This window comes from Actinospineispora acaciae DSM 45401 (assembly GCF_000620785.1).
Lineage (GTDB): Bacteria > Actinomycetota > Actinomycetes > Mycobacteriales > Pseudonocardiaceae > Pseudonocardia > Pseudonocardia acaciae.
In genome coordinates this window covers 172,576-191,933 of record NZ_JIAI01000007.1, presented here as the reverse complement: position 1 = coordinate 191,933, position 19,358 = coordinate 172,576, and the positions used below count along the sequence as shown (strand labels likewise).

23 protein-coding genes are annotated in these 19,358 nt (G+C 73.7%); 16 read left to right on the top strand and 7 right to left on the bottom strand.

Annotated features, from left to right (window positions below; all coding sequences use genetic code 11):
- From N912_RS0128905 to N912_RS66530, 10 genes are all read left to right on the top strand, one after another.
- Window positions 1-777, top strand: a complete 777-nt coding sequence (locus tag N912_RS0128905) for a cyclase family protein (RefSeq protein WP_028925127.1) — start codon at window positions 1-3, stop codon at window positions 775-777.
- Between the two features lie 8 nt (window positions 778-785).
- Window positions 786-2,417, top strand: a complete 1,632-nt coding sequence (locus N912_RS0128900; protein ID WP_028925126.1) for a thiamine pyrophosphate-binding protein — start codon at window positions 786-788, stop codon at window positions 2,415-2,417.
- On the top strand, window positions 2,414-2,932 hold the full coding sequence (locus tag N912_RS0128895; protein ID WP_028925125.1) for a GNAT family N-acetyltransferase: 519 nt from the start codon (window positions 2,414-2,416) through the stop codon (window positions 2,930-2,932). The genes N912_RS0128900 and N912_RS0128895 overlap by 4 nt, the downstream gene beginning before the upstream one ends.
- Entirely contained in the window at window positions 2,929-3,354 is a 426-nt protein-coding gene (locus tag N912_RS0128890) for a methyltransferase domain-containing protein (RefSeq protein ID WP_028925124.1), read from the top strand. Before N912_RS0128895 ends, N912_RS0128890 begins: the two co-directional genes overlap by 4 nt.
- 35 nt (window positions 3,355-3,389) lie before the next feature.
- Window positions 3,390-4,325, top strand: coding sequence for a DUF4129 domain-containing protein (locus N912_RS55360; RefSeq protein ID WP_051580940.1), 936 nt, complete (start codon window positions 3,390-3,392; stop codon window positions 4,323-4,325).
- The gene (locus tag N912_RS55355) at window positions 4,322-4,627 is read left to right on the top strand and encodes a hypothetical protein (RefSeq protein ID WP_037067130.1); all 306 of its coding nucleotides are present in this window, start codon (window positions 4,322-4,324) and stop codon (window positions 4,625-4,627) included. The genes N912_RS55360 and N912_RS55355 overlap by 4 nt, the downstream gene beginning before the upstream one ends.
- A complete protein-coding gene (locus N912_RS0128875; protein WP_028925123.1) occupies window positions 4,624-5,580 on the top strand; it encodes an AAA family ATPase in 957 nt (318 codons plus the stop codon). The genes N912_RS55355 and N912_RS0128875 overlap by 4 nt, the downstream gene beginning before the upstream one ends.
- 66 nt (window positions 5,581-5,646) lie before the next feature.
- Window positions 5,647-6,918 (top strand): DUF58 domain-containing protein, encoded by a 1,272-nt coding sequence (locus N912_RS0128870; protein WP_028925122.1) that lies wholly within the window; start codon window positions 5,647-5,649, stop codon window positions 6,916-6,918.
- Complete coding sequence (locus tag N912_RS64635; protein ID WP_028925121.1) at window positions 6,915-7,379, top strand: hypothetical protein; 465 nt, start codon at window positions 6,915-6,917, stop codon at window positions 7,377-7,379. The genes N912_RS0128870 and N912_RS64635 overlap by 4 nt, the downstream gene beginning before the upstream one ends.
- A gap of 20 nt (window positions 7,380-7,399) precedes the next feature.
- Window positions 7,400-8,278: a LysR family transcriptional regulator gene (locus tag N912_RS66530; RefSeq protein ID WP_028925120.1), complete on the top strand. Its 879-nt coding sequence runs from the start codon at window positions 7,400-7,402 to the stop codon at window positions 8,276-8,278.
- Here N912_RS66530 and N912_RS0128855 read toward each other — a convergent pair.
- The 3 genes from N912_RS0128855 to N912_RS0128845 all read right to left on the bottom strand — a co-directional run bounded on the left by N912_RS0128855 (window position 8,263) and on the right by N912_RS0128845 (window position 11,099).
- On the bottom strand, window positions 8,263-9,018 hold the full coding sequence (locus tag N912_RS0128855) for an SDR family oxidoreductase (protein ID WP_028925119.1): 756 nt from the start codon (window positions 9,016-9,018) through the stop codon (window positions 8,263-8,265). The genes N912_RS66530 and N912_RS0128855 overlap by 16 nt on opposite strands.
- 72 nt (window positions 9,019-9,090) lie before the next feature.
- Window positions 9,091-10,095: a hypothetical protein gene (locus N912_RS0128850; protein ID WP_051580939.1), complete on the bottom strand. Its 1,005-nt coding sequence runs from the start codon at window positions 10,093-10,095 to the stop codon at window positions 9,091-9,093.
- Window positions 10,096-10,160: 65 nt separating this feature from the next.
- A complete protein-coding gene (locus N912_RS0128845; RefSeq protein WP_028925117.1) occupies window positions 10,161-11,099 on the bottom strand; it encodes a DUF5996 family protein in 939 nt (312 codons plus the stop codon).
- 506 nt (window positions 11,100-11,605) lie between these two features.
- Between N912_RS0128845 and N912_RS55350 the strand changes: the two genes are divergently transcribed.
- Window positions 11,606-12,919, top strand: coding sequence for an NsdA family TPR-like regulatory protein (locus N912_RS55350; RefSeq protein WP_051580938.1), 1,314 nt, complete (start codon window positions 11,606-11,608; stop codon window positions 12,917-12,919).
- Between the two features lie 276 nt (window positions 12,920-13,195).
- The gene (locus N912_RS55345) at window positions 13,196-13,636 is read left to right on the top strand and encodes a phosphotransferase family protein (RefSeq protein ID WP_084211303.1); all 441 of its coding nucleotides are present in this window, start codon (window positions 13,196-13,198) and stop codon (window positions 13,634-13,636) included.
- Window positions 13,637-13,645: 9 nt separating this feature from the next.
- Here the strand turns inward: N912_RS55345 and N912_RS0128830 are convergent, their stop codons facing one another.
- Entirely contained in the window at window positions 13,646-14,101 is a 456-nt protein-coding gene (locus N912_RS0128830; RefSeq protein ID WP_028925116.1) for an RrF2 family transcriptional regulator, read from the bottom strand.
- A gap of 85 nt (window positions 14,102-14,186) precedes the next feature.
- Between N912_RS0128830 and N912_RS0128825 the strand changes: the two genes are divergently transcribed.
- From N912_RS0128825 to N912_RS0128815, 3 genes are all read left to right on the top strand, one after another.
- A complete protein-coding gene (locus tag N912_RS0128825; RefSeq protein WP_028925115.1) occupies window positions 14,187-15,182 on the top strand; it encodes a patatin-like phospholipase family protein in 996 nt (331 codons plus the stop codon).
- Window positions 15,183-15,252: 70 nt separating this feature from the next.
- Window positions 15,253-15,441, top strand: a complete 189-nt coding sequence (locus N912_RS0128820) for a DUF1918 domain-containing protein (protein WP_028925114.1) — start codon at window positions 15,253-15,255, stop codon at window positions 15,439-15,441.
- A gap of 37 nt (window positions 15,442-15,478) precedes the next feature.
- Entirely contained in the window at window positions 15,479-16,195 is a 717-nt protein-coding gene (locus tag N912_RS0128815; RefSeq protein WP_028925113.1) for a tyrosine-protein phosphatase, read from the top strand.
- Here the strand turns inward: N912_RS0128815 and N912_RS0128810 are convergent.
- The 3 genes from N912_RS0128810 to N912_RS0128800 are packed head-to-tail and all read right to left on the bottom strand — an operon-like array spanning window position 16,184 to window position 18,060.
- Complete coding sequence (locus N912_RS0128810) at window positions 16,184-17,020, bottom strand: class I SAM-dependent methyltransferase (protein ID WP_028925112.1); 837 nt, start codon at window positions 17,018-17,020, stop codon at window positions 16,184-16,186. The two genes, N912_RS0128815 and N912_RS0128810, sit on opposite strands and share 12 nt — an antisense overlap.
- Before the next feature lie 23 nt (window positions 17,021-17,043).
- A complete protein-coding gene (locus tag N912_RS0128805; RefSeq protein WP_028925111.1) occupies window positions 17,044-17,682 on the bottom strand; it encodes a TetR/AcrR family transcriptional regulator in 639 nt (212 codons plus the stop codon).
- A 57-nt stretch (window positions 17,683-17,739) separates the two neighbouring features.
- A complete protein-coding gene (locus tag N912_RS0128800; RefSeq protein WP_156994128.1) occupies window positions 17,740-18,060 on the bottom strand; it encodes a hypothetical protein in 321 nt (106 codons plus the stop codon).
- Window positions 18,061-18,298: 238 nt separating this feature from the next.
- On the opposite strand from N912_RS0128800, the gene N912_RS0128795 reads away from it, so the two are divergent.
- Entirely contained in the window at window positions 18,299-19,303 is a 1,005-nt protein-coding gene (locus N912_RS0128795) for an alpha/beta hydrolase (RefSeq protein ID WP_084211338.1), read from the top strand.
- Window positions 19,304-19,358 lie beyond the last annotated feature (55 nt).

Below are 19,358 nucleotides of genomic sequence, written 5' to 3'. Positions count from 1 at the left end.
ATGTCCGTGTTGTCCGAGCTGCAGTCCGCATTGAGCGCCAACCGCATCGAGGTCGTCGACCTGACGGCGCCGCTGCGCGACTCCACGCCGGTGCTGCGGCTGCCGGAGCCGTTCGCCAACACGATCAACTTCCAGCTCGAGGAGATCAGCCGCTACGACGAGCGCGGCCCGCGCTGGTACTGGAACAACATCCACACCGGCGAGCACACCGGCACCCACGTGGACGCGCCGAACCACTGGCTGTCCGGCAAGGACGGCAACGACGTGTCCCAGATCCCGCTGCGCACGCTGGTCGCGCCGGCCGTGGTGCTGGACGTCTCGGACCGGGTGGCCGCCGACCCGGACTTCCTGCTCCAGATCGAGGACGTGCGCAAGTGGGAGGCCGAGCACGGCGCGCTGCCCGACGGCGGCTGGTTGCTCTACCGGACGGGGTGGGACGTGCGGTCGAACGACTCCGAGAGCTTTCTGAACGTGGACGACGCGGGGTCGCACACGCCGGGGGTGGCGGCGGAGTGCGCGAAGTGGCTGGCCGAGGAGTCGCCGATCGCCGGGTTCGGGGTGGAGACGGTGGGTACCGACGCGGGCCGGGCGATGGAGCTGGACCCGGCGTTCCCGTGTCACGAGCTGATCCTGGGTGCGGGCAAGTGCGGGCTGACCCAGCTGCGCAACCTGGACCGGCTGCCGGCCACCGGGGCGATGCTGGTGGTGTCGCCGCTGCCGATCGTGGGCGGCTCGGGCAGCCCGGCGCGGGTGTATGCGCTGGTGGAGCGTTCATGACATCGACAGTGACGGTGGCCGAGGCGGTCGGGGGGACGCTCGGGCGGCTCGGGGTGGGGCCGGTGTTCGGGGTGGTGGGCAGTGGCAACTTCCGGGTGACGAACGCGTTGCGGGCGGCCGGGGCGCGGTACATCGCCACCCGGCACGAGGCGGGGGCGGCCACCATGGCCGACGCCTACGCCCGGATGAGCGGCGAGGTCGCGGTGGTGTCGCTGCACCAGGGCTGCGGGCTGACCAACGCCATGACCGGCATCGGCGAGGCGGCGAAGAGCCGGACGCCGCTGCTGGTGCTCACCGCGGACACGGCGGGCGCGGCGGTGCTGTCCAACTTCCGGATCGACCAGGACAACCTGGTGCGGGCGGTGGGCGCGGTGCCGGAGCGGGTGCACTCGGCGCGCAGCGCGGTCGCGGACACGGTGCGCGCGTACCGCACGGCCGTGCAGCAGCGGCGCACGGTGGTGTTGAACCTGCCGCTGGACGTGCAGGACCTTCCCGTTCCGGAGGGCGCTGCGTCGGTGGCGGCGGTGGGGGCGCCGGCGGCGGTGCGGGCCGATCCCGGGGCGGTGGACGCGCTGGCCGCGATGATCGCGGACGCGCGCCGGCCGGTGTTCGTGGCCGGGCGGGGGGCGCGCGCGGCGGCCGGGCCGCTGCGGGAGCTGGCCGAGGCGTCCGGGGCGCTGCTGGCAACCTCGGCGGTGGCGCACGGGCTGTTCCACGACGACCCGTGGTCGCTGGGCATCTCCGGCGGGTTCGCCTCGCCGCTGGCCGCCGAGCTCATCACCGCCGCCGACCTGGTCGTCGGCTGGGGCTGCGCGCTGAACATGTGGACCATGCGGCACGGCGCCCTGATCGGCGCGGACGCCAAGGTCGCACAGGTGGACGTCGAACAGGCAGCGCTCGGCGCGAACCGTCCCGTCGACCTCGGCGTGGTCGGCGACGTGGGCCTGACCGCGGCGGACGTCCGTTCCGCGCTCGGGGCCGCCCGCGCGGGCTGTCGCACGGAGGAGCTGCGGACCCGGATCGCCGAGCAGCGGCGCTGGAACGACGTCAAGCACGACGACATCTCCACCGCGAACGCGATCGACCCGCGCACGCTGTCGAAACGGCTGGACGAGCTGCTGCCCGCCGAGCGGGTGGTGGCGGTGGACTCGGGCAACTTCATGGGCTACCCGAGCGCGTACCTGTCGGTGCCCGACGAGTTCGGGTTCTGCTTCACGCAGTCGTTCCAGTCCATCGGGCTGGGCCTGGCCACCGCCGTCGGCGCGGCCCTGGCGCGCCCCGACCGGCTGCCGGTCGCCGCGGTCGGCGACGGTGGCTTCCAGATGAGCCTGGTCGAGCTGGACACCGTCGTCCGGCTCGGCCTTCCCCTGGTGGTGGTCGTGTACAACGACGCCGGGTACGGCGCCGAGGTGCACCACTTCGTGGGCGAGGACCAGGACATCGTGCGGTTCGCCGACACCGACCTGGCCTCGGTCGGACGGGGCTTCGGCTGCGAAGGGGTGACCGTCCGTACCGTCGAGGACCTGGACGCGGTCACCGGCTGGCTGGACGGTCCGAGGGACAAACCGCTGGTGATCGACGCGAAGATCGCCGATGATGGCGGGTCGTGGTGGCTGGCGGAGGCGTTCCGAGGACATTGAGCACGATCAGGGTGGCGCGGCAGGACGAGCTGCCCGGGCTGCGGGCCCTGGAACAGGCCTCCGGCGAGCCGTTCCGGGACATCGGCATGGCGATGATCGCCGACGAGGACCCGACGTCGCTGGCGGACCTGTCGCACTACCAGCGCGCCGGGCGGGCGTGGGTGATCACGGACGGTGGGCCGGCCCTCGGCTTCCTGCTGGCGCATCCGGTGGACGAACGGCTGCACATCGCGCAGGTCTCGGTGCATCCGGACGCGGCCAGGCGCGGGCTCGGGCGGGAGCTGATCGAGCACGCCGGCGGTGAGGCGCTCGCGGCCGGCACCGCCGAGCTGAGCCTGACCACGTACCTCGAGGTGCCGTGGAACGCGCCGTACTACCGCAGGCTGGGGTTCGTCGAGCTGGCCGAGGGCGAGCTGGGGCCGGGGCTGCGGGCGATCCGGGAGATGGAGCGCGGGGCCGGGCTGGACAGGTGGCCGAGGCTGGCCATGGTGCGTGCGGCCGGTGCCGTGCGGTGACGCTGTCGCCGCGGCTGCGGGAGATCGTGGACGCCCTGCCGCTGACGCCGGGGGCGCGCGTGCTGGAGATCGGGTGCGGGCCGGGGGCCGCCGCACGGGCGGTGGCGGCCCGGCTGACGTCCGGGCACATCCTCGCCGTCGACCGGTCGGCCGCGGCGGTTGCGCAGGCGCGGGCGGCGTGTGCGGAGGAGATCACGTCGGGGCGGATGAGCGTTCGGCGGGTCGCGGCGGAGTCGTTCACGCCGGAACCGGGGGAGGGGCCGTTCGATCTCGTGTTCGCGATCCGGGTCGGGGCGTTGGACGGGCGTCATCCGGAGGCCGGGCGGGCGGCGTTGAGACGGATCGCGGCGGCGTTGGCGCCCGGTGGGCGGGTGTTCGTCGACGGCGGTCGGCCGCTGCGTGAGCTGCGGGTGGGTGAGTAACCTTCTTCGGGCGGGTTCATCGCCGGAGGCGGTTCATGGACAACCCACCGAACGGGACGCACGGCGGTTCGTCGGTGCGCGTCGGTGCGGTGGCCGTGTTGGTCGTCCTGGTCGTGGTGGCGGCTCGGGAGCGGGCCGGCGGGGTGCCACAGATGCCACGCGTGCCCGGGGCGGTCGGGGCCGTGGTGGTCGACGTCCTGGGCGTGGTCTGCGTCGGGGTGCTGGTGGCCGGGCTGGTGCTGCTGGCCTGGGCGGGGTGGGCGCGGCGGCTTCCGACGGTGTCGGTGGTCCGGCGCCGGCCGCCGCCTCCGCCGGCCGGGCGCCGGCGGGTGCTGGTCGCGGTGTTGGTCGGCGCGCTGGCCGGGCTCGGCGTGCTGCTGTTGACCAGGCCGTACGCCGTACCGCCGCCGTCGGACCGACCGCCGCGCGAGCCAGGGGCCTCGCCGCCGACGGTGACGCCGACCGATGCGCCGGCTCCCGGCGGCGTGCCGGCGCCGGCATCCGACGCGGGTCAACCTGGGCCCGTCGGATACTTGATCGTCTTCGCGATGTTGGCCTCGGTGCTCGCGCTGGCGGTGCTGCTGTTACGTCGGCGCCGGGCGATCGTCGACGCTCCCGAGGCCGAGCCGGCCGACGCTGTGGCGCGGGAGGCGGCCGGTCGAGGGCTCGCGGCCGTGCGGGACCGCGCGATCACCGACCCGAGGCGGGCCATCGTGGCCTGCTTCGCCGCGATGGAGGGCGCGCTGGCTCGTCTCGGCGGCGCGGTGGCGCCGAGGGCCGCCGACACCCCCGACGAGGTGCTCCGCCGCGGCCTGACCGGCGACGCACGCATCCCCGAAGCGCCCGCCCGCGCGCTGCTCGAACTGTTCCGCGAGGCGCGGTTCAGCGCGCACCCGATGCACCCCGCCGACCGGGACGCCGCCGCCGACGCCCTGTCCGCGATCCTGACCGCCCTGGACGGCCCCCGATGAGCCGCTGGTGGCGTGCCACCGCCCGTACCCCGGACGTCGAGCCCGACACCGTCTCGGCCTCCCCGACCTACCGCCGCTACCTCGCCGCCGCGGCCTGGTCGGGCGGCTCGGCCCGGGACTGGGACCACAGCGTGCGCCCCGTCCTCGCCGAACTGGTCGACCTCGCGGCCGCCGCCCGCCGGCTCGACCCCGAGCTGTGGGCGCTGGTCGACCCGGACGCGCCCCGCTCGCCCGACCGCTCCGCCCCCGGACCCGGCCGCGACGCCCTGCTCCGGATCCTGCGCGAACTGGACCGGCCATGACCACCGAGGTGACGGCGGGACGGGCCACGGCGGTGCTGGACGAGATCGAGCGCGCCGTCGTCGGCAAGCGCGACGCCCTCGAACTGATCATGACGGCGGTGCTGGCCGGGGCGCACGTGCTGATCGAGGACCTCCCCGGGCTGGGCAAGACGCTGATCGCGCGCTCGTTCGCAACCGCGCTCGGGCTCGGGTTCCGCCGGGTGCAGTTCACCCCCGACCTGCTGCCCGCCGACCTGACCGGCACCACCGTGCTGGACCAGGCCAGCGGCGAGTTCCGGTTCCGCCCCGGCCCGGTGTTCACCAACCTGCTGCTCGCCGACGAGATCAACAGAACGCCGCCGAAGACGCAGGCGGCGCTGCTGGAGGCGATGGCCGAGGCGCAGGTCAGCGTGGACGGGCGCGCGCACCGGCTGCCCAGCCCGTTCGTCGTGCTGGCCACCGACAACCCGATCGAGTACGAGGGCACCTACCCGCTGCCCGAGGCCCAGCTGGACAGGTTCGGCATCCGGGTGCGGATCGGCTACCTCCCGGCGCCTGACGAGGTGCGGATGCTCACCCGCCGCATCGAACGTGGCAGCGCCGAGCCCACCGTCGCACGCGTCCTGGACGCCGACGCGCTGCTCGCCATGCGGGAGTCCGTCGAGACCGTCGCCGCGCACCCCGACGTCCTCGACTACGTGGTCCGGATCGCCGCCGCCACCCGCGAGCACCCCGACATCCTGGTCGGCGCCAGTCCGCGCGCATCGCTCGCACTCGTATCCCTCGCCCGCGCCCGAGCCCTCCTCCACGGCCGCGACTACGTCATCCCCGAGGACGTCAAAGCGCTCGCCGTGCCCGCCCTCGCCCACCGCCTGAGCCTGCGCCCGGAGATGTGGGTCCGCCGCGTCCCGCCCGAGGACATCCTCGCCCGCACGCTCACCACCATCCCCGTTCCCCGTGCTCAGGCCCCGTGAGTGGCTAGGGGTGCTATGGCACCCCTAGCCACTCACGGGTTCTGACCAGCGGAAACGAGTGGAGCCATGGCGGAGGAGCGGATCGTGTGGCGGCCGGCGGGGTGGCTGGGCTGGGCGGTCGCGGGCGGGGTGGCGGCGGCGGGAGCGGCGGTGCTGGCGGGGCGGTTCGACCTGGTGGTGTTCGGGGCGCCGCTGGTTGGGGCGCTGGCCGGGGTGTGGTGGAGCGCGCGGCCGGGGACGGTGCTGGGGGTGCGGGCGCGCATCGAGGTGACGGGGGTGTTCGAGGGGGAGACGACGACGGTGGCGGTGGAGTTGGCCGCGCCGGACGGGGTTGAGCTGGTGGCGGTGAGCGTCGAGGGCGGGGCGGGGGTGGTCGTCACGCGGGCGCGGCTGGAGCCCGGGTGCGTCGCCGGGGAGTGGGAGCTGCGCGCGGTGCGGTGGGGCCGTCACACCGTGCGGGTACGGGTGGTGGCGAGGGGTGCGGGCGGGCTGTTGGACGGCGTGGCCGTCGGTGAGCTGGGCGAGCTGGCGGTGTATCCCAGGGTGGATCGGGTCGACGCGGTGCCCCGGCCGCTGGACCTGCCCGACCAGCTGGGCGTGCACCTGGGCCGGCGCACCGGGCAGAGCCCGGAGTTCGCCGGCCTGCGCGAGCACCGGCCGGGCGATCCGCTGCGCGCGGTGAACTGGCCGGTGAGCGCCCGGCGCGGCGCGCTGTACGTCACCGAGCGGCTGGCCGAGCAGGCCGCGCGGGTGGTCACTTTGATCGACGCCTCGGCGGACGTCAGGCAGGGCTCCGGGTCCGGGTCAGGGTCCACGCTGGATCTGTCCGTGCGCGGTGCGCTGGCGGTGGTGGCCGCCGCGCTGCGCCGGGGCGACCGGGCCGGGCTGGTGGCGCTGGGCGGGGTGGTCCGCTGGCTGGCCCCTGATCTCGGGCGTCGGCACCTGCACCGGGTGGTGGAGGCGCTGCTGGACGTGCGCCCGGGCGCGGCGTCGGCGCCGGTGGACGCGCGGGTGTTCCCGCGCGCGATCCTGCCCAGGGGAGCGGCGGTCGTGGTGTTCTCGCCGCTGCTGGACGAGCGGATGGTGCGGGCACTGATCGACCTGCGCCGACGTGGGTACGCGCTGGCCGTGGTGGACGTGCTGCGCGCCGAGCCGACCGCGCGCCCGGGCGTGGACTACGACGAGATCGCGGTGCGGATGTGGCGGATCGGGCGTCGCGGCGTCCGGCGGCGGCTGGCCGACGTGGGCGTCCCGGTCGGCGTCTGGGCCGACGGCGTCGAGCTGGACGAGGTCCTGCGGCCGATGTCCCGCCGGCCACTGATCGGGGCCCGCCGATGAGCGCCACCGTCACGGGCATCACAGGCGCGGTCATGCTTGCGGTGCCCGCCGTGCTCGGCGCGCCGGTGTTGACCGGCGTGCCACTCGCGGTCGGCGCGGTCGCGGTCGCGCTGGCCGTCGCGCGCCCGCGCGGGGCCGCCGGGCCGGCGGCGGTCGGAGTGGCGGTGGCGTGCGCGGCGGTCGCGCTGGTCACCGGGCCTCCGGAGCCGATGGGCGCCGGGTTGTGCGGGCTGGCGGCGCTCGCCTTCCTGCTCGCGGCACGGTGGCACCGCCAGGCCACCGCCACCACCGACGCCACCACAGCGCCCGGCGCCTGGCTGGCCGCGCACCGCCCGATGCTGGTCGGGGCGGCGGTGACCACCCCGGCCGCGATCGCCGCCGCCACCGTGTCCCCGGCCTGGTCGATCCCGGTTGGGGCGGTGCTCGCGCTACTGGCGACCGCCGTGTTCCGACCGGCCTGACACGGGCTATAACACTGACCGTGACCCTGGACCTACGCCGCCTCGAGCTGTTCGTCGCGACCGCCGAGCACCTGAACATCACCCGCGCCGCGCGCTCGGTGCACCTGAGCCAGCAGGCGCTGAGCAGCTCGCTGGCGGAGTTCGAACGCCAGCTCGGGGTCGGGCTGTTCGAGCGTGCCGGTGGACGGCTCGCGCTGACCGAGGCCGGCCGGGTGCTCGCGGAGGAGGCGCCCCGGCTGCTGGCGGCGGCCCGCGCGCTGGTCGAGTCGACCCGGGCGGCCGGGCGCGGGCACGAACAGCCGCTGCGCGTGCTGCGCTCGCCGGCGGTGAGCGGCGAGCGGGTGGCCGCGCTCACCGCGCCGGCGGACGGCCCGGTCCTGGTCGAGCAGCAGTTCCCGTCCCAGATCTGGCGGCAGTTGCTCTCCGGGGACGCCGACCTGGCGCTGGTGCGGGCCGCCCCGAGCCATCCCGGCCTGAGCAGCGCGGTGGTCGGCTACGACCGGCTGCGGGTGGTCGTGGACTCCGGGCACCGGCTGGCCGGGCGGGGCGCCGTCGAGCTGCCCGAGCTCGCCGGGGAGACCTTCGTGGTCTGGGGCCCGCCCGGACACTCCGCGTACACCGACTTCCTGGTCGGCGTCTGCCGCGCGGCCGGGTTCGACCCCGAGCTGGTGGTGACCTCCCGGCAGGGCATGCCGCCGGCCACCGCCGTCCACGACACCGGTTGGGTCGCGTTCGTGACCGACCAGCCCGGACCGGTCGCCGAGGACGCCGTCGTCCTCGACCTCGAACCGCCGGCCCGGGTGCCGCTGCAGGTCGTCTGGGTGACCGACGCGGTGCCCCGGCACGCCCGCGAGCCACTGCGACGGATACGAAGCGATGCGGATCAGCGCGTGGTGTAGCCGCCGTTGGCGAGGATGGTCTGCCCGGTGATCCACCATCCCTCGGTGGCCAGGAACCGCACCAGCGGCGCGATGTCCTCGATCTGGGTGAGCTGGTTGCCCATCGCCTGCGACTTGTGGAACGCGACCCGCTCCGGCGTCTCCTGGCCGTAGAAGAACGGCGTGTCCATCGGGCCGGGCGCGACGGCCGTAACAGAAATTCCCCGACCGGCGAACTCCTTGGCCGCCGCCCTGGTGAAATGCTCCACCGGAGACTTTCCGCCCGCATAGGTGGAGTACCCGTCGGTGAACGCGGCCAGCAGCGACGTCACGATCGTGACGACCTTGCCGTTGTCGTTGAGTCGCAGGCCGCATTCCTTGAGAAAGAAGTAGGCGGCCTTGGAGTTGATGTCGAACATCGAGTCGTATTCGGCCTCGGTGGTCTCCGTGATGGGTTTACGCAGCACCTTGCCGGCCGTGTTCACCGCGATGTCCACCCCGCCGAAGGCGTCCACCGCCGCGTCGAACAACGCCGTGACCTGCGAGGGATCGGTCAGGTCGCCGCTCGTGACCAAGGCCTGCGCGCCGGCGGAACGGACGTCCTCCGCCGTCTTGTTCGCGTCATCGGCCGACGACTCACCGTGATGGTGGATGACCACCGCGCTCGCCCCGTCGTCGGCGAAGGTCCGGCTGAGCAGCCCGCCCAGGTTCTTCGCGCCGCCGGCAATGAGTACTACTTTTCCCTGTGAACCGTTCGTCATTTCACCAACGCTAGGGCGGCGGTGCGGCGAGCGGAAACAAAAGAATCCGGTGGAGCCACAAACAACCCCGGATCAGGGGGACGGCGGCGCGCTGGCCCAGCCGATGTCGGAGGCGACCAGCGGCTCGGCCGGCCGGGTCGCCGGGTCCGCCGCCAGCGCCTTGTCGAGCTGGTCGCGGGAGTCGGCGGGGGAGTTGCCGGTGCGCCCGCAACCGGGCTTCTGCCGGCACGCGGTGGCCTGGCTCAGCGCGCCGGCCACCCGCAGCGGCCCGGCGCCGGTGCGCACCCCCCACCGGCTGATCGTCGCCCACTGCCTGGCCTGGATGCCGTCCGTGCGGTAGATCTGCGGCAGCGCGACGACGGTGCCCGCCGCCCCGGTGGACACGTGGTAGACGTCCCCGACCGTCCAGCCGTTCCCGCAGGTCTCGCCGGTGCCCTCGGACGGGCAGCCGTCCGCGGAGTTGACCGCGTAGAGCCCGCGCCGGCTGCCCGCGACGAAGGCGTCCACCCAACCGCGCGCCCAGGCCGGCTTGGACCAGGACGGCTCCCCGTCCAGCGCGCCGGCCACCGTCACCCGGCCGGCGGGCACCGCGCCGGCCACCCGCTCCACCAGCCGCGCCCAGGCCGCCCCCGCCTGCGCCGGGTCGGCCCCGCCGTCGGACTTGTTGTTCACCCCGAGCGCCACGATCGCGGTGGCCTGCCCGCACTCGGTGAACCCGCGCACCCAGTCGGCGGCGGCCCGCTCCACCCACTGCTCGGATACCCGCGCGGCCGGCGAGGACGCGGTGGTGCCGGGCGGACGGATCTTGCCGCCGGACTCCTGCGTGCCGAAGAACAGCGCCCTCGGCCCGGACACTCCCGCCTTGCCGTCCGCGCACCCGATCCGGTAACCCCTGTCGTCCTGCTCGGCGCTGTCGGTGTTGGACACCATGTAGTGGCTCGGCGTGACCGCCGACTCGGTGCCTCCCGGGCTTTGCGCCGGGCCGGCCGCCGTGGGGCTCGACGAACACGCCGTCGCGGCCGCCAGCCCGATGGCGAGCAGCCGCGACCCCCAGACGTCCCACCGCACCATGATCACGGACCGTAGTCTCCGCGCCCGCCGAGGCCCGGAAGGCGCGCGCGGGTGTCCCCCGGAAGCGGATGTCACGCCGAGAACGTAGCCGCGTGCGGGTCGGTCGCGCCGTCGGGACAGGCGTACCCGTCGATGTCCCAGCCGGCCCGGCGCGCGCCCGCCCGGTAGGCGCTCTCGTAGAAGTCGAGGACCGCGGCGTGCGGGTCGGGCAGCTCACGGACAGCGTCGTAACGCAGCACGGCCAGGTGCCCGCCGCCGCGTTCGCTCCAGGCCGCCGCGCCGGGGGCGAGGGGCTCGTCGGTGAGGCCCTCGGGCTCGGGCGCGGTGTAGGAGTAGAACGCCGGCTCGGGGAACCCGTCGTCGCCGAACCAGAACCCGAAGCTGATCACCTCGCGGGAGTACGCCTCACGGGTGACCGGGTCGACGGTGTCCGGCTGCGACACGCGCCGGTCGGAGAACCGGGTGACCGCGATGTCGAACGTGTGCCAGAAGTGGTGCACCGGGCTGGTCTTGCCCGACCAGCGTGCGGCGAACGCTTCGAGCAGCAGGTTCACCTGGCTGAGCACCCGCCAGTAGCGGGTGACGGCGGCGGTGTCGTAGGCGCGGTGCTCGGTGTCCTCGGCGAACGGCCGCGCGGCGTCCGGCAGGTCGAACGGGTGGGGCCTCGGGACGTCCGGATCGATCCCGACGGCGTCCAGCCCGTGGCGCAGCCGCTCGGTGAACTCCGCGACCGACAGCCCCGGCAAGGTGAACGAGTGCCGCGCGCCGTCGACCGTCGCGATGTCCAGGCGATGATCGAGGAAGTCGAAGTCGACGGCGAAGATCGGGTCCCGGCCCATCGGGCGGGTGGTGATGCCGCGCCCGGTCAGATGGAAGGGGACGTTCCACCAGTGGTTGCGGCGCGGGCTGTGCGCGAGCCGGACCTTGCCGACCAGCTGCGCGAACCGGTGCACGGTGGCGAGGCTGTCGCGCCACGACTCGTAGCGCATCTCCGGAAAGAGCTGGCTCATGTGAACGGACCGTAACGTGCCGGCAAGAGTCGCCGTGGAAATCCCGCTCGAACGAGCCAACCCGCTCGGGCAGTGCGCCGGGCCGGTTGCGCGCCGCGCCGAACGACCCCGCACTCCCGGCACCGGTGACCCGGCGGAGCGGTCAGCGACGCCGCGACCACGAGGTGACCGCAGACCGCCCGGTAGAGCCCGTGCGGCCGACCCGCCGCCAGCTCGTCGTCCGTAACCGAATGCTCGCGCCCGTCGACCGCGCACGTCATCCAGAACGCGCCCGCCGTCAGGGCACGATGACCTGGCTTCTCGGGCGGGGTCAGCGAGGGTTGATCACCACCGGGCATGGGGCGAGGGTGTCGCCGGCCTGGGTGACCAGGCCACGGTCACCAGCGGACCCAGGACGGACATCGGGGTGACCTGGCCCGTGGCGGCGCGCGCGACTCGCCGCGGATGGCCGGCGTGGCCGCGTAACGTGACGTGTCCAGGCGTGTCGAGGGCGTAGCGGGGGCCTCGTGTCCGAGAACCGGTGCCGGTCCGGCCGGCCACCCCGTACGCTGCTTGAGCAGCTCATTCGGCAGCGGGAAGCGACGTACGAGGAACAGGCGGAGGCGTTCGCGCGCCTGGCCAGGGAGCTGAACGAGCCGGCCACGCTGAGCGTGCGCCACCTGCAGCGGCTGGCGTCCGGCGAACGCGCCGCCGCGCGGGCGACCCCGAGCATGCGCCGGGTGATGCGCAGGCTGTACGGCTACTCGCTGGACGATCTACTGTCCGCCCCGAACGCGCCGACGACACCGAGGGACGCAGACCCGCGCGAGCTGGCCGCGTCGGCGGCGCGCGACTCGCTCGCGTTCGCGGCGTGGGCCGACGCGGAGCGGGTCGCGTCGTCGGTCGTCGAGCACGTGCGCTACGAGCTGGGGCGGATCGCTGTCGAGTACGTCGCCAACCCGCTGCGGCCGCTGTTGCGGGACCTCGTGGCATTGCGCGACACCACAGTTGGCCTGCTGCGCAACCAACCAAATCCTCGCCAGTCGCGTGAGATGTTCTTCCTCAGTGGAACGACCTGTCTCCTGCTGGCGCACGCGTCGCAGAACCTCGGTGAGTCGACCTCCGCGATGGCGCAGGCCCGCACCGCCCTGACGTGCGCCGAGCACGCCGACCACACCGGCCTGTGCGCCTGGGTCAAGGGCACCCAGGCGTTGATCGCGGAGGGATCGAGGCGCCCGGTCGAGGCGGTGACCTTCGCGCGCGCCGGCCAGGACCACGCTCGTGGGCTCGACGCGAAGGTCCGGCTCGCGGCGCTGGAAGCCCGCGCGCTGGCGCGGACCGGAGACGGCAGGGCCGCCGTCGCCGCGCTTCGCCGTGCCGAGCGCGCCCGGGAGGAGGCCGCCGAAGACGACGAACTGACCGGCTTCGGCGGCGTACTCACGTTCCCGCTGGCCAAGCAGCTCTACTACGCGGGTGGAACGCTTAACCTGATTGGCCAGCACGGACGCGCCGAGCAGGCCTCACGGGCGGCGATCAACCTTTACGAGAAAGGGCCGGCGGAGCAGCGGTCCTACGGCGACGAGGCGCTCGCCAGGGTGGACGTGGCGACGGCGCGCCTGGCGGCCGGCGACGTCGACGGAGCCGCCTCCGCCCTGCGGCCGGTGCTCGAACTGCCACCGGAGCAGCGGATCTGGCAGGTCCGCGACGGTGTCGCCCGGGTTGGTGCGTCACTTCCGCTGTCGCGCCATGCCGGCACGGACGGGGCGCGGGCGCTGGCACGACAGATCGAAACGTTCGCCGCACGGCCGGTGACCGGGCCTCCCGTGATCTCGGCGCTCTGACACGCGGCTGACTGACTGACTTGATAGAACGTTCTAGCTCTAGATAGAACGTTCTATAACTGGCGGTGGCCCGTGATCGTTCGTGCCATGCCGTCGAAGGTCGACGGCCGCTACCGTTCTCGGAGCTGCGTGAGCATGCCACCGGCGTCTACCTGCTGACCTCGCTGGACATCGTGGCGCGGGCGGATCGCGGAGAGAACCGAGCGCGGGCGCGGTTGGCGCTCGACCTGACGCGGTGGCTGGCCCGTCGCGGTTACCCGGTCCGCCGCCGGCTGGCTGCCAGAGGACGACCGCGCCTGGCTCTCCCGTCAGCGTGCCGCGCTGCTCGCCGAGTACGACGAGCTGCGCTCGACGCTCGGCCGCAGGTTGATCCACGGCGACGCCTACCCCGGCAACACCCTCTGGGACGGCGACCGAGCGATCCTCGGCGACTGGGACGAGGTGGCGTTCGGCCCCCGCGAGCTGGACCTGATCAACACCCACCAGGGCGCGCGTTTCGGCCGCGGCCTCACCGAGCGCACCGCGTTCAGCGATGCCTACGGCTGGGACGCCACCCGCTGGAGCGGCTACCCGACCCTGCGCGCCATGCGCGACCTGCACACCCTGGCCGCCTACATCGAACGCGGCCAGACCGACCCGCGCGCCGCCGCCGAGCTGCGCCACCGCATCCGGACCCTCCGCGACCGCGACCTCGCCGCCCGCTGGCGCGCCGCCTGACCGCGGCGGTCAGTGGTTGCGCCAGGCGTCCTCGGACTCGGATATGCGGCGGACCCGGGCGGGGAGCTTGCGGGCGGCGAGGTCGGCGAGGGTGACGTTCTCCAGCACGCCGCGCACGCTCGCCCTCATCGCCACCCAGAGTGGGCGCAGCGCCTCGGCGGCACCCGGGTAGCTCAGGTCCTGCGGGCGCTCGCCGCGCACTGTGGCCAGCGGGCCGTCGACCGCGCGCAGCACGTCGGCCACGCTGATCTCCTTGGCCGCCATGCCCAACCGGTAGCCGCCGTCGACGCCGCGCCGGCTGGCCACGATGCCGGCCCGGCGCAGGTCGCACAGGATGGTCTGGAGGAACTTCTGGGGGATGTCCTGCGCCTGCGCGATCGACTCCGCGTTGCGATGGGCACCCGGTTCGGTCGCCAACTCCACCGCCGCGCGCACGGCGTAGTCGGCCCTTGCTGAAACCCGCACCTGCGCATAGTGGCCTATAACAGCCCCGCCGGCCCACTCGGCTGGCCCGGCGAAGGGCGCGGACGACGGATGGTGGGATGGGACGGTGAGGGCTGATCTGGTGTTGTCCGGCGGCGGGGTGAAGGGGATCGCGCTCGCCGGGGCGGTGGCGGCGCTGACCGACGCGGGGTACGAGCCCAGGCGGGTGTCCGGCACGTCGGCCGGCGCGATCGTCGGCGCCCTGGTCGCGGCGGGACTGACCGGCGACGCCCTGAGCGAGGCGGCGATGCGGCTGGACTACGAGCGGTTCGCCGACCGTGTCCCGCTGGACCGGATCCCGCTGCTCGGCGCCGGGCTGGCGCTGCTCGCCGACGACGGGCTGTACCGGGGCGACTACGCCCGCGACTGGGTCGCGACCGAGCTGGAAGCCCTAGGCGTGCGGACGTTCGCCGACCTTGCGCTCGACGACGGCGAGCTGCCACCGGAGCAGCGCTACAAGCTCGTGGTGACCTGCGCGGACGTCACGCTCGGGCGGCTGATCCGGCTGCCCTGGGACTACCGGGACGTCTACGGGCTCGACCCGGACCGCCAGCCGGTGGCCGACGCGGTGCGCGCGTCGATGTCCATCCCGCTGCTGTTCCGCCCGGCCACCGTCACCAACCCGGACACCGGGCTGGCGTCCACGCTGGTCGACGGGGGTGTGGTGTCCAACTTCCCGATCGACTCGCTGGACCGCACCGACGGCCGCCCGCCGCGCTGGCCCACGTTCGGCATCACGCTCCTGCCGGACATCCCCGGCCGGGACAACGGGCTGCTGCCGCGCTGGCTGAGCCGGATCGTGCCCACCCCGGTGCGCCTGCTGGAGCGGGTGGTCACCACCGCCGTGATCGGCCGCGACCAGGCCTACCAGCACAAACCATGGGTGCAGGCGCGGACCATCGCGGTCGACTCGGACGCCGCCGGGTTCACCGACTTCGCCATCACGCCCGAACAGGTCAAGGCCCTGCACGACGACGGCTACGAAGCGGCCCGCGGCTTCCTGGGCACCTGGGACTGGACGACGTACCTGGATCGGTACCGCCGGCACCCGAGCGGGGCCTAGAACGCGCTGACCGGGACCACTACCGTTGGTCCTGGCCGGAGTACGTATCGTCTCGGGGAGATGGTCCGCGATGAAGGCGGAAGCGGGCGACGAACTGCACTTCTACAGCCGGCTGCTCGATCAGCCCGATCGGGTTGCCACGGTGGTCGAGGTCCGAGGTGACGGCGGGGAGCCGCCGTACCTGGTCAGGTTTGCCGACGGCACCGAGCGGCTGGTGTTCCCGGGTTCGGACTGCGTGCTGACACCGCACGGCCAGTAGACCGAACCTCAGGGGGGTCTCATTCGTCTCACTCAATGTGGAGGACGGACGAGACCTAGGCTGGTCCGGGCTGTACAACGCGCGTGACCTCGGCGGGCTGCCCGCCGGGGGAGGTCGGCGGACCCGTCTGGGCGCCGTGGTGCGCTCGGCGACGCTGGCCATGCTGACCGAGGACGGCTGGGCGCAGCTGTACGCGTACGGGATCCGGACGATCATCGACCTGACCGACCCCGACGAGCTGTGGCCCGACCGCGTCCCGCGCCCCGCCGACCTGACCACCGTCTACACGCCGCTGGACCCGCCGAACGACCCCCAGGTGGAGGCCTGGCGCGCCTCCGGCCTGCTGGCCACGCCGCTGTACTTCGGCCAGTTCCTGGCGCGGTTCCCGGCGCGCGTCGGCTCGGCCGTGGCCTCCGTCGCGCACGCCCGCCCCGGCGGGGTGCTCTTCCACTGCGTGGGCGGGCGGGACCGCACCGGGCTGGTCGCGATGGTGCTGCTCGCGTTCGCCGGGGTGCCCGCCGAGGTGATCGCCGCCGACCACGGACTGAGCACCGAGCGGCTGCGGCCGCTGTTGGACAGGTGGGGCGAGCCCGACCAGGCGCCGATGGTGGAGCTGCTGCTCGCCGAGCACGGAACCACCGCGCGGGAGGCCATCCTGGCCGTGCTCCGGACGTTCGAGCCGGTGGGCTACCTGCGTACGGCCGGCCTCACCGAGGACGACCTGCACGCGCTGCGCGACCGGCTACTCGACTGAGTGGGTCTTGACGGCCTGGATCGTGAACGAGGCGGCCAGCCGCTCCGGTTTCTCCCGCAGCCGCCACTCGCCCATGTCGTCGGCGACCATGTGGCCGGGCAGGGCGTTCCACGGCGCGCTGTCGTGCTCCACGAACTGGGTCAGCCGCATGCCGGCGTCCAGCAGCCCGGTGATCGTCTCGCTCACGCCGTGGCTCCAGCCGTAGGTGACCGTGGCCTTTTGTACAGACCGACCGTCGGTCTGTACGTACGTTCCCGGTTCGTCCCACCTCAGCGGCTCGGGTTGCTCGAAGTACGGGTAGTAGAGCCCGATCCCGGACTCGTGCACGTCCAGCGTCTCCAGGATCGGATGGTTCTCCCGGATGAACAGCCGCCCGCCCGGGCGCAGCAGGCCGGCGACGACCCGCGCCCACCTGGCCACGTCCGGCAGCCAGTACAGCGCGCCGATGCCGGTGTAGACCAGGTCGAACGACTCGGCGCCCAGCACGTCGACCGCGTCGTACAGCTCCGCCTCCCGGAAGTCGATGTCGGTTCCGGTGCGCTCGGCCAGCCGGCGGGCCTGCTCCAGCGAGGCGGCGGAGAAGTCCAGGCCGGTCATCCGCGCGCCGAGGCGGGCCAGCGAGAGCGTGTCGGTGCCGATGTGGCACTGCAGGTGCACCGCCCGCAGCCCGTCGACCGGGCCCAGCCTCGGCATATCGAACCTCACCACGCCGCTGAGGTGCTCGGGATCGCTGACGAACCGTTCCACCTGGTAGTCGGGGGAGGCGACGTGCATCGGCGCCCGTTCGTCCCAGTTCGCCCTGTTGGCGGCCACGTAGTCGTTCACGATCACCAGGCTGTCATGACCGGTCAACCGGGATACCGGGCCAGCCCGTCGCCGAGCAGGCCCAGCGCCCGGTCGGCCTGCTCGCGGATGCGCTCGGCCACGGCGGCGCCGCCCTGGCCGTCCAGGATCCGCGCCCAGGCGTGGTGCACCAGCGCCCGGTGCGTGCCGACCAGGGCGTGCGCCACGGCCCACGGCGTGACGTCCTCCGGCGCCGCGCCCGTCTGCTCGACCAGCAGCTCGGCCACCGCCCGCGCGCAGTCGTCGATGAGCTGGCGCTCGCGGGCCTGCAGCGCGGGGCTGGCGGTGATCAGGCGGGCGATGTCGGCGATGCGGTCCAGGTCGGCGGGGGCGAGGTCGGCGAGCCTGCCGTGCGAGGCGAGCAGGAACTCCCGGAACGCGGTGAGCAGGGATTGGTCCGGCGGGCGCTCGCGCAGGGCGGCCACCAGGGCCTGCTCGTACGCGGCCATCCCGTCGTAGATCAGGTCTTCCTTGGTTCGGAAGTAGTTGAAGACCGTCGCCTCGGAGACCTCGGCGGTGCGGGCGATCTCGGCCACCGTGACCCGCTCGAAGCCCTGCGCGGTGAACAGCGCCAGCGCGGTGTCGGCGATGTGCCGCCTGGTCTGCCGCTTCTTGCGTTCCCGCAGGCCTGGCTCGGTGCGCACGCGTGTCACGCTACCCGAGAGCTACCACAAACTTGGGGTGGCCCCAGTGTCGATGCTTCAGGACTCGACGGTCCAGGCGCCGTTGGGCTCCTCGCGCACCGCCACCACCGGGTGCGACGTCTCCGCCCAGCAGGTGCCGACCCGCGTCCAGCTCATCGGCGGCGTGATGTCCTGGTAGAAGTTGACCATCGCGCCGTGCTCGGACCAGCCGTTCGGGCACCGGACCGCCCTGCGCAGCTCGGGCTCCTCGCCGTAGCGCACCACGGCGCGCACCGAGGGACCCGGATCGGTGTCCAGGTCCGGCCGCCACCACTGCGCGCCGGCCGGCGGCTCGGTGCTCAGCCCGCACTCGCAGGTGCTCGTCACCTGAGTTGACATGTTCGATCCGTGGCTTCGGACCAGCTCCACGGCGACCCCCGCATCGACAGTTCCAGAACAGTACTCAGGAGGTTAAGGAGCCTGCTGATACGATGCGATGGTCTGGCGCGCCCAAAGTTCTACGGTCGCTTGTACGCCGCGTACAAGGGGTTGTGGAGCAAATCCCGCTTGCGATACGACAGTGCAACATCTGGGTGTTACTGTTGCATCGTTGCTCCTGCGGGAGGTGCTGTCGACGATGACACTCGGTGCCTTTCAGCCCGATCGGCCCGTTGCCGGGCGGACTCATCTGGTCGTCGAATGGCGCTCGGGGACGTCGCGCCGGTCGCGGGCGCTGGCGTTGGGGCTGCGGATGACCGTGCGGCCGGCGCTCGGGGTGTACGCCCGTTCCAGCACGCTGCCGTGGCCGTACCGACTGGTCGACTGGGCGGCGCTCGGGCTGCGCCCGCTGCGCGGCACCCGGCGCCGTCGGGTACGGCTGGACGGCTGCGGGGCGGAGTGGCTGCGCGCCCCGGGGGGTGAGGACGGGCGGTACGTGCTTTACCTGCACGGCGGGGCGTTCGTGTGCTGCGGGCTGCGGACCCACCGGCGGCTGGTGTCCCGGATCTCGGCGGCGGCGGGCGCCACGATGCTCGCGGTGGACTACCGGATGTTGCCCCGGCACCCGATCAGCACCGCCGTGGCGGACGGCCTGCACGGCTACCGGTGGTTGCTCGACCGGGGCGTCGCGCCGGAGCGGATCGTGCTGGCCGGCGACTCGGCGGGCGGCGCGCTGGCGTTCCTGGTCGGGCTGGCCGCCGCCGAGCAGGGCCTGCGGAGGCCGGCCGGGATCGCCGCGCTGTCCCCGCTGACCGACTTCGACCTGGCCGCGAAGCTGGCCCACCCGAACGCCCGCCTCGACCCGCTGTTCGCGCCCGGCGTGCTGCCGGTGATCAACGACCTGGCCGACCGGGCGTCGGAGCACCTGCTGTTGGACGGGCGGACGGGCACGCCCCTGTCGCCGGTGGACGGCGACCTGGAGGTGTTGCCGAGGACGCTGATCCAGGTCGGGAGCACGGAGTTGTTGTTGCCGGACGCCGAGCTGATGGGGCAGGCGCTGGCCGCCGCCGGGGTGCCGTGCCGGCTGCAGGTGTGGGAGCGGCAGCCGCACGTGTTCCAGGCCGCCGCCGACTTCGTCCCCGAAGCGCGCACCGCCCTCACCGAGGTGGGCCGGTTCATCCGCGCCGCCGTGCCCGCCGGGTAGCGCGTGTGCCAGAACGCCCGACTCAGTGTGCTGAGAGCCCCGACTCGCGGGGGGT

Coding starts and splice junctions, on each gene's coding strand:
- N912_RS64635 (WP_028925121.1), top strand. CDS start 6,915: ATGAGCGCCACCGTCACGGGCATCACAGGCGCGGTCATGCTTGCGGTG.
- N912_RS0128845 (WP_028925117.1), bottom strand. CDS start 11,099: ATGAGCCAGCTCTTTCCGGAGATGCGCTACGAGTCGTGGCGCGACAGC.
- N912_RS0128905 (WP_028925127.1), top strand. CDS start 1: ATGTCCGTGTTGTCCGAGCTGCAGTCCGCATTGAGCGCCAACCGCATC.
- N912_RS0128875 (WP_028925123.1), top strand. CDS start 4,624: ATGACCACCGAGGTGACGGCGGGACGGGCCACGGCGGTGCTGGACGAG.
- N912_RS0128800 (WP_156994128.1), bottom strand. CDS start 18,060: ATGTCAACTCAGGTGACGAGCACCTGCGAGTGCGGGCTGAGCACCGAG.
- N912_RS0128795 (WP_084211338.1), top strand. CDS start 18,299: ATGACACTCGGTGCCTTTCAGCCCGATCGGCCCGTTGCCGGGCGGACT.
- N912_RS0128820 (WP_028925114.1), top strand. CDS start 15,253: ATGAAGGCGGAAGCGGGCGACGAACTGCACTTCTACAGCCGGCTGCTC.
- N912_RS0128870 (WP_028925122.1), top strand. CDS start 5,647: ATGGCGGAGGAGCGGATCGTGTGGCGGCCGGCGGGGTGGCTGGGCTGG.
- N912_RS55360 (WP_051580940.1), top strand. CDS start 3,390: ATGGACAACCCACCGAACGGGACGCACGGCGGTTCGTCGGTGCGCGTC.
- N912_RS0128855 (WP_028925119.1), bottom strand. CDS start 9,018: ATGACGAACGGTTCACAGGGAAAAGTAGTACTCATTGCCGGCGGCGCG.
- N912_RS55355 (WP_037067130.1), top strand. CDS start 4,322: ATGAGCCGCTGGTGGCGTGCCACCGCCCGTACCCCGGACGTCGAGCCC.